General features: G+C 69.1%; 10 protein-coding genes. 4 read left to right on the top strand and 6 right to left on the bottom strand.

What is annotated here, in order from left to right; genetic code table 11:
- Positions 1-7: 7 nt before the first annotated feature.
- Entirely contained in the window at positions 8-1,393 is a 1,386-nt protein-coding gene (locus NR798_RS29940) for a cytochrome P450 (RefSeq protein ID WP_375765924.1), read from the top strand.
- 9 nt (positions 1,394-1,402) lie between these two features.
- Here the strand turns inward: NR798_RS29940 and NR798_RS29935 are convergent, their stop codons facing one another.
- Positions 1,403-3,994: a response regulator gene (locus NR798_RS29935; RefSeq protein WP_375765923.1), complete on the bottom strand. Its 2,592-nt coding sequence runs from the start codon at positions 3,992-3,994 to the stop codon at positions 1,403-1,405.
- A 649-nt stretch (positions 3,995-4,643) separates the two neighbouring features.
- Between NR798_RS29935 and NR798_RS29930 the strand changes: the two genes are divergently transcribed.
- Together NR798_RS29930 and NR798_RS29925 are read left to right on the top strand one after the other, a co-directional pair.
- Entirely contained in the window at positions 4,644-5,342 is a 699-nt protein-coding gene (locus NR798_RS29930) for a DUF4097 family beta strand repeat-containing protein (protein ID WP_375765922.1), read from the top strand.
- Positions 5,343-5,661: 319 nt separating this feature from the next.
- Positions 5,662-7,932 carry a biotin carboxylase N-terminal domain-containing protein gene (locus tag NR798_RS29925; protein WP_375765921.1) on the top strand — a complete coding sequence of 757 codons (2,271 nt, stop codon included), beginning with the start codon at positions 5,662-5,664 and terminating at the stop codon, positions 7,930-7,932.
- Between the two features lie 37 nt (positions 7,933-7,969).
- Here the strand turns inward: NR798_RS29925 and NR798_RS29920 are convergent, their stop codons facing one another.
- Genes NR798_RS29920 through NR798_RS29910 form a run of 3 tightly spaced genes read right to left on the bottom strand, consistent with a single transcriptional unit; the run spans position 7,970 to position 10,818 of the window.
- Positions 7,970-9,094, bottom strand: coding sequence for a quinone-dependent dihydroorotate dehydrogenase (locus NR798_RS29920; RefSeq protein WP_375765920.1), 1,125 nt, complete (start codon positions 9,092-9,094; stop codon positions 7,970-7,972).
- A gap of 5 nt (positions 9,095-9,099) precedes the next feature.
- Positions 9,100-10,095: an adenosine deaminase gene (locus NR798_RS29915; RefSeq protein ID WP_375765919.1), complete on the bottom strand. Its 996-nt coding sequence runs from the start codon at positions 10,093-10,095 to the stop codon at positions 9,100-9,102.
- A 36-nt stretch (positions 10,096-10,131) separates the two neighbouring features.
- On the bottom strand, positions 10,132-10,818 hold the full coding sequence (locus tag NR798_RS29910) for a Smr/MutS family protein (RefSeq protein WP_375765918.1): 687 nt from the start codon (positions 10,816-10,818) through the stop codon (positions 10,132-10,134).
- 238 nt (positions 10,819-11,056) lie between these two features.
- On the opposite strand from NR798_RS29910, the gene NR798_RS29905 reads away from it, so the two are divergent.
- A complete protein-coding gene (locus tag NR798_RS29905; RefSeq protein WP_375765917.1) occupies positions 11,057-11,629 on the top strand; it encodes a Uma2 family endonuclease in 573 nt (190 codons plus the stop codon).
- A gap of 4 nt (positions 11,630-11,633) precedes the next feature.
- On the opposite strand, the gene NR798_RS29900 is transcribed toward NR798_RS29905, so the two are convergent.
- Together NR798_RS29900 and NR798_RS29895 are read right to left on the bottom strand one after the other, a co-directional pair.
- A complete protein-coding gene (locus NR798_RS29900; protein ID WP_375765916.1) occupies positions 11,634-12,005 on the bottom strand; it encodes a DUF3253 domain-containing protein in 372 nt (123 codons plus the stop codon).
- Complete coding sequence (locus tag NR798_RS29895; RefSeq protein WP_375765915.1) at positions 12,005-12,832, bottom strand: hypothetical protein; 828 nt, start codon at positions 12,830-12,832, stop codon at positions 12,005-12,007. Before NR798_RS29895 ends, NR798_RS29900 begins: the two co-directional genes overlap by 1 nt.
- Positions 12,833-12,848: the final 16 nt, after the last annotated feature.

The raw sequence follows: 12,848 nt of genomic DNA, 5'->3' as shown, positions 1-12,848 counted from the left end.
CCCCTCCATGAGCCGTCACGATTCCGCCGCACTGAAGCAGTCACCGCTGGCCTGTCCACCGAAGGCGTCGGGCGTTCCTCTCGTGGGTGCACTGCCCGCACTGCTCCTGGAGCGCTTCGACTTCCTGGAGGCGGCCCAACGGCGGCTTGGCGACATCTTCACCCTGAATCTGGGCTTCACGGACGCCATCATCCTGTGCCACCCCCGCCATGTTCAGCACGTCCTGGTGGACGAGGCGCCCAGGTACTGCAAGGGGGGGCCCGTCTGGGAGTCGATCCGGACCTTCCTGGGCAACGGGCTGCCGGTGAGTGAAGGGGAGTTCTGGAAGCGGCAGCGCCGGATGATCCAGCCCGCCTTCCACCAGCAGCGCCTGGCCGCGCTGACCGTGAAGATGGGGGAGGTCATCGACGAGAGCCTGGCGGGCTGGGAGCAGGCGGCCAGGACGGGGGCGCCCTTCGACATGGCCGAGGGCTTGATGCGGATGACCATGAACGTGATGGTCCGCGCCATGTTCGGCAGTGGGTTGGACGCGGCCGATGAGGAGCGGGTGGGCCATGAGCTGGCCTACGTCATCGATTACATGCTGTGGGGAATGATGGGCCAGGGGCTGCCCGGCTGGGTGCCCGTCCCCGGCCGTGCCCGCTACCGGGAGGCCATCCGGTTCATCGACGCGGTCGTCTCGCGCATCATCGAGCGGGGGCGGCGGAGCGCCGGGGACGAGTCCCTGCTCTCCCTGCTGTTGCACGCGGTGGATGCGGAGTCAGGCGAGCAGATGACGGCCGCGCAGCTGCGGGACGAGGTGGTGTCGCTCTTCGCCGCCGGGTATGACACCACCTCGGTGGGCCTGGCCTGGGCGCTCCAGCTCCTGACGCGGCATCCGGAGGCCTTCCAGCGGGTGCGCACGGAGGTGGACGAGGTGCTGGGCGCGCAGGTGCCCGGCTTCGCCGAGCTGCGCCGGCTCCCTTACACCCGCCGCGTGTTGCAGGAGTCGCTCCGGCTGTACTCGCCCGCGTATTGGGTTCCCCGCGCGTCGGCGGAGGAGGACGAGCTCGATGGCTACCGGATTCCGGCGGGGAGGATGGTGCTGCTCTTCGTGCACCTCATCCACCACCACCCGGCCATCTGGGAGGAGCCGCGACGCTTCGATCCGGACCGCTTCACGCCGGAGCGCTCCGAGGGGCGCCACAAGCATGCGTGGACGCCCTTCGGTGCCGGCCAGCGGCTGTGCATCGGCCGGGAGTTCTCGTTGATGGAGGGACAGCTCATCCTGGCCCGCCTCGCTCAGCGCTACGAGGTGTCCGCCGTCCCGGGACGGGAAGCCCAGGTGCACATCGGCACCAGCCTCCAGGTGAAGGGAGGGGTGTGGGTGCACCTGAGGCACCGCCGGAGCTGAAGCGGCGGCTCAGGGCAGGGCCACCGCCTGCTCCAGCGCCTCCTGGATCTGCGGGAGCGTGTAGGGCTTGGGCAGCACGACCACGCCCTCCAGGGGCGTCTCTCCCCGGGGGAGCGCCACGTTCCCATGGCCCGAGGCGAGGATGACCTTCATTCCCGTCTGCCGCTCCGCCACCTCTCGCGCCAGATCCACTCCCGACGCCCCCGGCAGCGTCACGTCGGTGAACAACACATCGAAGCCGCTGGCGGCCATCGCCCCCCGGGCCTCCTCGGCGCTGGTGACCGACAGCACCTCGTGCCCCAGCAGATCCATCAACTCGCACGCCGACGAGCGCACGTCCTCGTCATCCTCCACCAGCAGCACGCGCAACCGGCGGGACGCGGCGGGCGCGGGCGGGCGCACGGTGGGGGTGGGCGCCGGCTTCGCACGGGGAGGCGCGCGGACCGCCAGCCGCTGCTGGCGGCCGTTGAGCAACTGCCGCAGCTTGCGGGCCAGCTCTTCCCGGCTGTAGGGCTTGCTCAGCAGCTGCACCCCCGCGTCCAGCCGTCCGCCATGAACGATGGCGTTCTCCGTGTAGCCCGAGGTGAAGAGCACCTCGATGTCCGGGTTGAGCTCCTTGGCCTGTTTGGCCAGCTCGGGGCTGCGCACCGGACCGGGCATCACCACGTCCGTGAACAACAGATCGATGGGGACGCCACTCTGCAGAATCACCAGCGCGCTCTGCGCGTCCACGGCCTTGAGCACGCGGTAGCCCAGCTCGCTCACCATCTCCACCACCGTGGTACGCACCTCGGCGTCGTCCTCCACCACCAGGATGGTCTCCGTGCCCCCCTCGATGGGGCCGGCGTCGACCTTGGCGTCCACCGACTCGGCCTCCACCGCGCGGGGCAGGTAGAGCTTGATCGTCGTTCCATGCCCCAGCTCGCTGTAGAGCTTGAGGTGACCGCCACTCTGCTTGACGAAGCCGTACACCATGCTCAGGCCCAATCCCGTGCCGCGGCCCTCGGGCTTGGTGGTGAAGAACGGCTCGAAGGCCCGCTCCATCACCTCGGGGGTCATGCCGCTGCCGGTGTCCGAGACCGCCAGCAGCACATACTGGCCGGGGAGGACCTCGGGGTGCAGCCGGCAGTAGTGCGCATCGAGCACGGCATTGCCGACCTCGATCGTCAGCTTGCCGCTGCCGTTCATGGCGTCACGGGCGTTGACGGCCAGGTTGATGATGACGTTCTCGAACTGGTTGGGATCCAGGGCCGTGTTCCACAGCTCCTTGGCGGTGGAGGTCACCAGCTCCACCTCCTCTCCCAGCGTGCGGCGCAGCAGATCATCCATGCCGCGCACCACCTTGCTCACGTTGACGACGAGCGGCTGGAGCGGCTGGCGGCGCGCGAAGGAGAGCAGCTGGGAGGCGAGCTTGGCGCCACGCTCCACGGCGCGGGTGGCGGTCTGGAGGCGGCTCAGGGCGCGCTCATTGCCCACCACGTCGCGCTGCAGGAGCTGGAGGTTGCCGGCGATGACCTGGAGCAGGTTGTTGAAGTCATGCGCCACGCCGCCCGTGAGCTTGCCCACGGCTTCCATCTTCTGGGACTGACGCAGCTGCGCCTCGGTCTTGCTCCGCTCGGCCTCGCTCTCCTCGAGAGCGCGGGTGCGCTCGCGCACCAGTTCCTCCAGGTGCTCCTGGTAGTGGCGCACCTGCGCCTCGGCGCGCGCCTTCTCGGTGACGTCCTCGCCATAGATGAGCACGGCCAGGATGGGGCCGCCTGGCAGGCGGACGGGCCGGTACTCGAAGTCCGCGACGATCTCCTCGAGCGGCCCCTCCGGCGTCTTGCGGATGGAGACCTTGAAGCCCCGCATGGCGATCGTCTCGCCCTTGTGCAACACCCGCCCGAGCATCTCGAAGACGCGCGCGTTGCCCTCGAGCTCGGGACGCGCCTTGAGCAGGGGCATGCCGATGACATTGCGATAGCCGAGGTGCGGCAGGTAGTTCGAGTTGACCATCTCGAAGACGTAGTCGGGACCACGCAGGACCCCCACGGCCCCGGGGATCAGCTCGATCAACTGGCGGAGGTAGCGCCGCTCGTGGTCCAACTGCTGGTTGTTCTCCTGAACGGTCCACGCCTGGCCGATCAGGGACGCGAGCTGCTCCGAGGAGACACCTTCCAGCCGCTCCCCTGGCGCTTGCTTCACGCTGTTGGCGGCGCGCAGGTCGGTGACGTCCAAGGCGTGCTGGAGGATGAAGGCCACGTTGCCCGAGGCATCCAGCAGGGGCTGGTGGGAGTAGGTCCAGAAGCGCTTCTCGAGCACCGGACCTGTCTCGGTGGCGCGGGAGATCGGCTGGACGGTCATCGTGAGCAGGTCCGGCAGGCGGCGGGTCAGCACCCGCTCGAGCGACTCCCGGAGCCTTTGCTGGCTGTCCTGTTCCGAAGGGCTCGTGTCCTGGGGGAGCACCTCGAAGACGTTGCGTCCGATGATCTCCTCACGCCGCAGCGACGTGGCATTCAAGTAGGCCTGGTTTGCCGCGACGTATTTCAGCTCTCGATCCAGCACCATGAGCGGGGCGGGGGCGGAGTCGAACAGCCTCTGGGAATCGAGCGAGTGGGACATGCGGGACCCAGGATAAACGACGAAGCCGATCCAGGGGGCAGGTATCCACGGCGGGGAGGCGGACGATGCTCATTTCAGCTTGAGGGCCGAGCTGGCGACCCCCTGCTTATCGCCCCAGGTGAAGGACGCTCCGTGCGTCAACGCGGCGGAAGCTCGCACCATCAGATGGGGGTGGGGCGGCGGCGCCTGGCCACGCTGCCGCGGGAGCTCGCCGGCAAGCACGAGACCCCCCATTGAAGTTGCCCTACGTCCCGGCATCGGAGGCCTCGTAAGTTTTACCTCCTCCCAGGCCGGTGCTGCGCACCCGTGCGGGTCAAACCCTTGAAATGACGAGCACGACCCCCGAGGGGGCTGCTGGCACGCGAGATGCTCTAACTCCCGCACGAGAAGTCAGCGGGGCAGGGTGGGCGGGGCGGTCGGGGCGGTAGGGGCGGGTCGGGCGGTCGGGGTGGGGCAGGACGGGCGGGTCGGTCGGGGTGGGGCGGGGCTGGGACAGCCGGGAAAGCACTTGGGGAGGAGCTGCCATGGGGGGCGGCTCCTCCCCGTTCCTTTTTGAAGGGGCCTCCGTGCTGGCGGACCGGGAGCTGAAATCGTTTTTCCGGAGACCCGTAGGGGAGGGGGACAACTTTCCGCCCACGAGGCCTCCACCGTGAATCTCGCCCTGCTGCTGATCCTCGCCGCCACTCCCGCCCCCCAGTCCTGGCAGTTCGAGACGGATGGCACACCGAAGGTGAGCGTCTCCAACATCAACGGCTCCATCCAGGTGGAGGCCGTGAATGGGAAGACGGTGTCGGTGGAGGCGACGCAGAAGGGCGGCGAGGCCGAGCGCGCGCGCTACCCCATCCAGGTGGAGCAGGACGGGGACGAGGTGACGGTGCGGATGTGCTGCGGCTCGTGCGAGAAGAAGATGTCCAACTGCAACAACCCGCCGGAGACGCACTTCGTGGTGAAGGTGCCGCGCGACTCGTCGCTGGAGGCGAGCTCGGTGAATGCGCCGGTGAAGGTGACCGGCGTGGCGGGGGCGCAGGAGCTGTCGGTGGTGAGCGGTGACGTGACGGTGAAGGGCTCGCGGGGCGAGCTCGAGGTGTCCGCGGTGAGCGGCAACGTGGAGCTGGCGCCCGAGGCGCTCGCGGACACCGAGGTGAGCACCGTGTCCGGCAACGTGAAGCTGAAGCTGCCCAAGGGCGCGGGCGCCAACGTGGAGTTCTCCTCGGTGGGCGGCTCCTTCAACGGCCGGAGCGTGAACCTGGGCTCCACCGAGCAGAAGTACGGCAACGGCGAGCACGACGTCGATGTGAGCACCGTGGGTGGGGCGCTCGACGTCCAGGCCGAGGGTGAGTCGAAGTAATTCGAAGTGAAAAGAGAGAGGCGCTCGCCGGTACACTCCAAGGGGCCGGCGAGCGCCTCGTTTTTTCGCGGAGCCTCGGCTTCTTGCGGAGCCCCCTTCAGGCGTGGCGGCCATTCCCCGGGGGGCTGCCGCGCGGATGCCGCGGTGCGGTGGGATTCTGCGCAGTGCGTCGCGCACCCGGCGAGTGCGTAGCACCCTGCGCGGTGCTCCGTGCGTGCTGTACCCGCGACTGCATTGACAACATGCGCACGGGTAGGCGCGTAATGCGCCCTTCGCACGAGACACGCGCGCTGTCCGCGGCTTCAGGACTTTGAACTCCATGACGACCCCTTCCCCCATCGCCCACGCTCCGAACGCGGAGTTCCTTCCGCAGGCCGAGGCCGCCCATGGCGCCGAGCTCTCCGCTGCTCCCACCGGACGCGTGTCGAAGCACCCGCTGGAGCTCGTCTACCCTGGCAGCGGCCACGTCAGCGCCAAGCAGGCCTTCCTGGTGTGGCTGGCGTACCCCGGGGCCCGGCTGACGGACCTGGGGACGGTGGTCCAGGGCGAGCGCGGCCAGCGGCTGCTGGCCCTGCGCTACATCATCGCCAACGGGGCCATCTGGCAGACCCGCTTCGTGTGGAAGCCGGCGCTCCAGGCCCTCTCGGGCGGGGAGACGGCCGCCACCGCCGCCGTGGAGGCCCTGCTCGCGGACCTCGCCCGGCTGAAGGCCGAGCTGTCGGTGGACCCGAAGGCGCACCACGCGTGGGCCCGCGACTTCGTGTCCCCCGAGGCCGGGCGGCGCCTGGGCGAGTCCCTGGCGGAGGCGGAGACGCTGCGCTTCCTGGTGCTGATGCACGTGGACGAGGAGCTGCGCAAGCACCTCTTCGAGCTCGTGCGCGTGCGGGCGGAGGAGCTGCTGCACACCGCGCCCGCGGCCCTGGACCTGCTCTATCTGGCCACCACGGACCTGTACGCCTTCCCCGCGACCACCGTGAGCGCCGGAGCGCTGAAGTACATCATCGTCGTGGACAAGGGGGAGATGGGGGTCCGCGCGGTCCGCGAGTGCATCGCGCTCGGGATGACGCCCGTGGTCTGCCACAGCCTGCAGGACGATGCGGACGCGCTGCAGGTCCGGCTCGCACGCGCGCACGGTGGCTTCACCGTGGGCCTGCAGGGGTCGTTCCGCGAGACGTACGCCAACTACGTCCAGATTACGGACAAGGTCACCAGCGCCTTCCAGGAGCGCTTCGGGAAGAGCTGGGAGCGGGAGCTGGCCCGGGCCGCCGTCTACCCGGGCTACGGGCCACTCGCCGAGAACGCCTCCGCCATCCGCCACTTCCGCCAGCACGGCCTCATCTTCATCGGCCCCATGCAGGACGTGGTGGAGCGGGCGGGAGACAAGCGGACCTTCCGCTCCATGGTGCAGCAGCTCGACCCCCGCGCGGTGACGCCGGGTATCACCCTGGAGGCGAGTGACGCGAAGGTCATCCAGGAGCGCATCGAGCAGGCGTTCCGCGACGGCGTGTTCAGCTTCCCGGGCCGGCTCAAGGCCGCCAACGGCGGCGGTGGCCGCGGCCAGGCCGTCTGCCAGAGCCTCGAGGCCCTGCCGGCGGCCATCACCAAGGTGCTGGGGGAAATCCAGACGAACGGCTGGGACGCCGGCGTGATGTTCGAACAGAACATCCCGGAGACCATCCACCTGGAAGTGCAGGTGCTCCGGGACCGCTACGGGAACACCCGCCACTTCGGGATGCGGGACTGCAGCGAGCAGCGGGCGAGCCAGAAGATTCAGGAGGAGGCCCCGCCTGCCCTGCTACGGGCCTCGCCGGAGTTGCAGGCGCGGGTGCAGCAGCTCGCGGTGCGCTTCGCGGACGAGGTGGGCTACGTGGGCGCCGGCACCATCGAGCTCATGTACAAGGCGGGGCGGTACTACTTCCTGGAGATGAACACGCGCATCCAGGTGGAGCACCCCGTTACCGAGGAGGTGCACGCCATCCGCCGCGGCGAGGAGCTCGAGCCGCTCAACCTGGTGCGGTGGCAGATGCGGATTGCCAACGGCGAGCCCATCGACTTCGAGCAGGGCCAGCTCGTGTGCACCCACGTGGGGCGCGAGTTCCGCATCAACGCCGAGAGCTGGATGCCGAACCTGAAGGACAGCCGCGACGGTGGGGTGGGCCTGTTCGTCCCCAACGCGGGCAGGTTCGACCGCATCGAGGTTCCCGCAACGGACGTCATCCTCGCGAAGCTGAAGGAGGCGGGGACGACGGGGATCCGGGACCTGAAGATCCGGTTCGACTGTGGCTTCGAGTCCGGGGACACCCTGGTCAACAAGGACCCGACGTTCGGCAAGCTCATCATCTCGGTGGCCGCGGAGGAGAACGCCTACGAGCTGCTGCGCCTGGTCTGCATCGAGGTCCTCGCGCAGATGCGCATCGAGGGCCGGCAGGTGCGCCCGGACGGCGTCGCGCTGGACGGCAAGCCCTTCCTGACCAACCTGGGGGACCACGTGCGCATTCTCGAGATGCCGCTCATGAAGCAGCACATGCGCGACACCGCCCCCGAGCGCCACGTCAACTGGGTGGTGGCGGCGCTCCGCGCGGCCAGATAGCCCGGCTGGAACCCCAGGGCCGCTCAGAAACTCGAGCTCAGGCCTGGGGGCGCGCGGGCTCGCGCTGGGGCAGGGCGGCCGGTGGGGCAACGCGGTCGTCCGCGCCGATGGCCTCGCGCACCGAGCGGAAGCCGTCGCGGGCCAGCAGCGGGCCCAGGCCCTCGAGCAGTTGGCGCACCATGCCCGGGCCCTCGTAGATGAAGCCCGTGTACACCTGCACCACCGAGGCCCCGGCCTTCAGCTTCTCGTACACGTCCTCGGCGGTGAAGACGCCGCCCACGCCGATGATGGGCAGTGCGCCCCCGCTGCGCGCGTAGGCCCGGCGGATGACGGCATTGGCCGGCTCGCGCACGGGCGCTCCGGACAGGCCACCGGCCTCCTTCGCCACCGGGTGCTCGAAGGGCCGCGCGATGGTCGTGTTGGTGGCGATGATTCCCGCCAGCCCGCACGCGCGCACCACGTCCACCACCTCGTCCACCGCCTCGGGGGTGAGATCCGGGGCGATCTTCAGGAAGAGGGGCTTGCCCGGAGACACCTGCTCCAGCCGCGCCTTCACCGCCCGCAGGAGCGTGGTGAGCTGCTCGGGCTCCTGCAACTTGCGCAGGCCCGGCGTGTTGGGCGAGCTGGCGTTGATGACCACGTAGTCGCCGAGCGGGGCCAGCGTGTCCACGCACGCCACGTAGTCGTCCACCGCCTGCTCCAGCGGCGTGTCCTTGTTCTTGCCGATGTTCACGCCCACCGGAGCGGGGTGCCAGGTGCGCGCCCGGAGGTGCCCGGCGGCGTTGGCGGCCCCGTGGTTGTTGAAGCCCATGCGGTTGATGAGCGCGCGGTGCTCGGGGATGCGGAACAGGCGTGGCTGGGGGTTGCCCGGCTGGGGCTTGGGAGTGAGCGTGCCCACCTCCACGGCGGCGAAGCCGAGCGCCAGCAGCCCGTCCACGGCCTCGGCCTCCTTGTCGAGCCCCGCGGCGAGCGCCACCGGGTGGGCGAACTCCAGGCCCGCCACCTTCACCGAGGCGTCATAGGTGACGGAGGAGAGCGTCCGCTCGCGCATCCCGCGGCATGTCCCCGCGAGGTGCCCGAGCCAGCGCAGCATTGTCATTCCCAGCCGGTGGGCACGCTCGGCGGAGAAGAGGAAGAGGAGGGCGCGGGCGATGCGGTACATGGGACTCACGTGGGAATGAAGGAGTACTGGCGCGCCCAGGCGAGCGTCTGGTCCACCTGATCGGCGGTGAGCAGGCCGTTCTTCTCGACGAGCTCCACCTCGCGGAGCATGTCCGTCTCGAGCAGGTAGGTGCCGTCGGTGTTGAGCGTGAACTTCACGCCCCGATCCCAGAAGGTGCGCATGATGTGCTTGAGCTCGTCCAAGCCCTCCACGGCGCGGGTGTGGAGGTTGGAGGTGGGGCACAGCTCGAGCACCACGTCGCGCTCGCGCAGCAGCTTCATGGCGGACTCGTCGTAGGCGGCGCGGATGCCGTGGCCGATGCGGTGGGGCTTGAGCTTCTCCACCACGGCCATGACGCCCTCGGCGCCGGTGCCCTTCGTCTCCCCGGTGTGCACCGTGCACTTGAGGCCGGCCTTGCGCGCGCGGGCGAAGAGATCCTCGTACTGCCCCACCACGGCGGGCTCCAGCTCCAGCGCGTGCTTCTCCGTGCCGGCGAGATCAATCCCGTACACGCCCCGGGAGCGGTACTTGATGGCCTTGTCCACGATGATGCTGTTGAGCCGGTGGTCGAACTCGCGGGCCAGGCAGAAGATGAGGCCGGCCTTCACGCCGTACTCGAGCATGGCCCGGTCCATGCCCCGCAGCGCCGCGTGGATGATGTGATCCAGATCCAACTCCGAGTTGAGGTTGCGCTTCATGGGGTTGAAGCGCAGCTCGATCTGCGAGACGCGGCTGCCGCGGTACTCCTTGCCGATGATCTCGTAGACGGAGCGCTCGACGGCCAGCGGCGAACTCTGAATCTTCTCCGTATAGGTGTGGAGGATCTTCAGGTAGTCCTCGAGGCTGCCCACCTTGCCGGGACGCGAGGTGATGAGCTCGACGAACTCGAAGTAGTCCTTGACGGGGAGCTTGAAGCCCTGCTGGTGCGCGAGGGACCAGAGGACGTGGGGAGCCACGGAGCTACCCACGTGGATGTGCAGATCGATGAGATCGCGTGCCATGGCGGCATGTATGCACAGAGCCGCCCGGCCGTCCAGCTACCGGCGGAGCAGCACGTAGACGGCGCCCGCGCCCCCGTCCTGAGGGCGTGCGGTAGCGAACGCCAGCACCGTCTTGCCGATGCTCTTCTGGCTCAGCCACTCGCGGATGCGCTGCTTGAGGACGGGGATCTGATCCTGGGAGTTCAAACCGCGACCGTGGACGATGAGCACGCAGCGCCGGTGGGCGCGGCGGCTCTCGGAGAGGAAGCGGTCCACGGCCCCCTTGGCCTCGGCCTGGGTCATGCCGTGCAGATCGAGGCGGCCCTGGATCGAGAAGTCGCCCCGGCGCAGCGAGCGCAGCAGGCGCGCATCGACGCCCGGAGCGGCGCCCTCGATGGACTCGTCGGTCCCGGAGAAGTCGAAGTCGCCCTGGCCGGCCACGAGCTCGGCCAGCTCGGCGAGGGCCTCGGCGTTCTCGTCGATGATCTCGGGCAGGCGGGGGTTGGGCGGGGGAGGCTCGCTGCCGCGGTGGGTGATTTGCTCGACGCCGTCCATGGCGGAGAGGAAGAGGGACATGTCGTCCTCCTCCTGGCCGCGCTTGGACTTGGAGGGCTTGGGGGGCGGGGGAGGAGCCTGGGGCTTCTTGGGCGGCTCGGCCTGCTTCTTCTTGAGGTCCGAGAGGGCGGACTTGAAGGGATTGTTGAAGCTTTCGCTCTTCTTCTTGGGGGAGCCGCGATCGCTCATGGTGGAACTGTAATGCGTCAGGGCGAGCCACAGTTCAACCCTGTTCCCCACGACCGGCATCATCATTGTTCCGTGTTCCCAATGGGGTGGCCCGCAGTGCGGAGGGTCCTTGCCATCCGCAGCTCGGGAGCGCAACCTGGGAGGGAAGGTATCGGAAGGTGTCCTGAGAAGTCAGACCGGGGTGTTATGCCCTCTCCTCATGGAAACGGAGACGGGCGTCGAGGAATATGGGGAAGGAATGGAACGGAGACCTGCGACCTACGCGGACCTGGAGGCGCTCCCCGCGAACGTGGTGGGGGAGCTGATCGCGGGAGAGCTGTACGCCAGCCCCCGGCCCGCGGCTCCGCACGTGGTCGCGGCCTCCCGGTTGGGTGGCGAATTGGTGGGCCCATTCGACCGGGGGCGGAGAGGTCCTGGCGGGTGGATCCTTCTCGATGAACCGGAGCTGCATCTGGGCGAGGACGTCCTGGTGCCGGATCTGTGTGGTTGGCGGCGTGAGCGGATGCCCAGCCCTCCGCGAACCGCGGCCTTCACGCTCGCGCCGGACTGGGTCTGCGAACTGCTGTCCCCCTCCACGAGGGCCCTGGATCGGGCCGTGAAACTGCCGGTGTATGCGCGCGAGGGCGTGAGGCACGTCTGGCTCGTGGACGCGGAGGCGCGCACGCTGGAGGTGCTCCGGTTGGAAGGAGCGCGCTATACGCTGCTCGTCACGCACTCCGGCCTGGCCCATGTACGCGCCGAACCGTTCGAGGCGCTCGAACTGGAGCTGCCCTTTCTCTGGGGCGAGGAGCAGGGAGGCGGTGCCCGCTGAGCGCTCAGCGGCGCAGGCGCAGGCGGATGGGTCCCCGGGCCGTGGAGGGGTCCACCACCCGGCCGCCCTGGAGGATGTCCAGCTCCCCGCGCGCGACCAGCCGCCGGGCCGCTTCTCGCACGGGCTCCATACGCTCGCGCCAGCCTTCCTCCCCAGCGGCTCGCGCCACCTCCGAGGGACACACCGTCGCCTCCCGGGCGCGCGTGGCGAGCACATCCAGGATGAGTTGCTCGAGCGGGTCCTCCCGCACCTGGGCCTTGCGGCTCCTGCACCGGTCCGAGCAGTAGCGCACGCTTTCCCAGTCGCGCTCCCACTTCTTGCGCCAGGTGATGGTCCGGCCGCAGACGGCACATTCTTTCGGGGGTGGCGTCGGCATCAGTCCTGACCGGACAGCCAGGCCTGGAGGCGCTCGGCGGACGGCGGGAGCTGCTCCACTCGGCACCAGTCGACGAGGCACAACTGGTGCTTCGAAGCGAGCGCCGCCAGCAGGCGCGCATCTCCCCCCACGGCCGCGCCCGCCTTCGTGTGATGCAGGCCCAGCACGGAGATTCGCCCCTCCCGCTGCAGGCCGTACAGCGCGGGTCCCGAGGGCAGCTTCACGGCGAAGCTCCCCTCGACCAGACCGGCCACTCCCGCGAAGGAGACTCCATCGAGCCACGTCACGGTCTCTCCCACGGCGCCGCGCAGGCCCGCCAGCGTGAGCGAGGTCCCCTCCAACGGAGCGGGCACCTCGTTGCGGATATGGAGCTCGTCGAAGCCGGACTCCTGACGGTGCTCGGTGTAGATGCGCTCGATGGCCGCGAAGACGGTGGCGATGGCGGGCTGGAGCGCGAGCGCCACGAACTCCACCTGCCGCCAGTCGTCCTCGTGCAGCTCGAGCACCTCCTTCCCCAGCTTCGTCGAGCCCTCGGCGATGGGCGGAAGCTCGTTCGAGATGGAGGGCAGCGAGTAGAGCAGCTCGCCTGGGTCCACCATCGCGTACTGCACCTCGCGCAACTCGAGCCGCAGGGTTCCGGTCTGGCGGAACTCCTGGGCTGTCATGGGCTCGGCGGAGACGACTTCGAAGGAGGTGTCACCGATGTCCATGGACGTGGCTGCCTCGAAGCTCTGGGGGAGCTGCTCGGCGGGCAACTCCGTCTCGCCGAGGAGCTCGCCCGTCTTCGCATCGATGAACCGGACGCGGATGTTGGAGTGCTCAGACATTGCAACAGCGTAATCC

Origin of the sequence: Archangium gephyra (genome assembly GCF_042230915.1) — a bacterium.
Lineage (GTDB): Bacteria > Myxococcota > Myxococcia > Myxococcales > Myxococcaceae > Archangium > Archangium gephyra_B.
This window is presented reverse-complemented; position numbering and strand designations above follow the sequence as displayed.

Coding starts and splice junctions, on each gene's coding strand:
- NR798_RS29940 (WP_375765924.1), top strand. CDS start 8: ATGAGCCGTCACGATTCCGCCGCACTGAAGCAGTCACCGCTGGCCTGT.
- NR798_RS29935 (WP_375765923.1), bottom strand. CDS start 3,994: ATGTCCCACTCGCTCGATTCCCAGAGGCTGTTCGACTCCGCCCCCGCC.
- NR798_RS29925 (WP_375765921.1), top strand. CDS start 5,662: ATGACGACCCCTTCCCCCATCGCCCACGCTCCGAACGCGGAGTTCCTT.
- NR798_RS29920 (WP_375765920.1), bottom strand. CDS start 9,094: ATGTACCGCATCGCCCGCGCCCTCCTCTTCCTCTTCTCCGCCGAGCGT.
- NR798_RS29915 (WP_375765919.1), bottom strand. CDS start 10,095: ATGGCACGCGATCTCATCGATCTGCACATCCACGTGGGTAGCTCCGTG.
- NR798_RS29910 (WP_375765918.1), bottom strand. CDS start 10,818: ATGAGCGATCGCGGCTCCCCCAAGAAGAAGAGCGAAAGCTTCAACAAT.
- NR798_RS29905 (WP_375765917.1), top strand. CDS start 11,057: ATGGAACGGAGACCTGCGACCTACGCGGACCTGGAGGCGCTCCCCGCG.
- NR798_RS29900 (WP_375765916.1), bottom strand. CDS start 12,005: ATGCCGACGCCACCCCCGAAAGAATGTGCCGTCTGCGGCCGGACCATC.
- NR798_RS29895 (WP_375765915.1), bottom strand. CDS start 12,832: ATGTCTGAGCACTCCAACATCCGCGTCCGGTTCATCGATGCGAAGACG.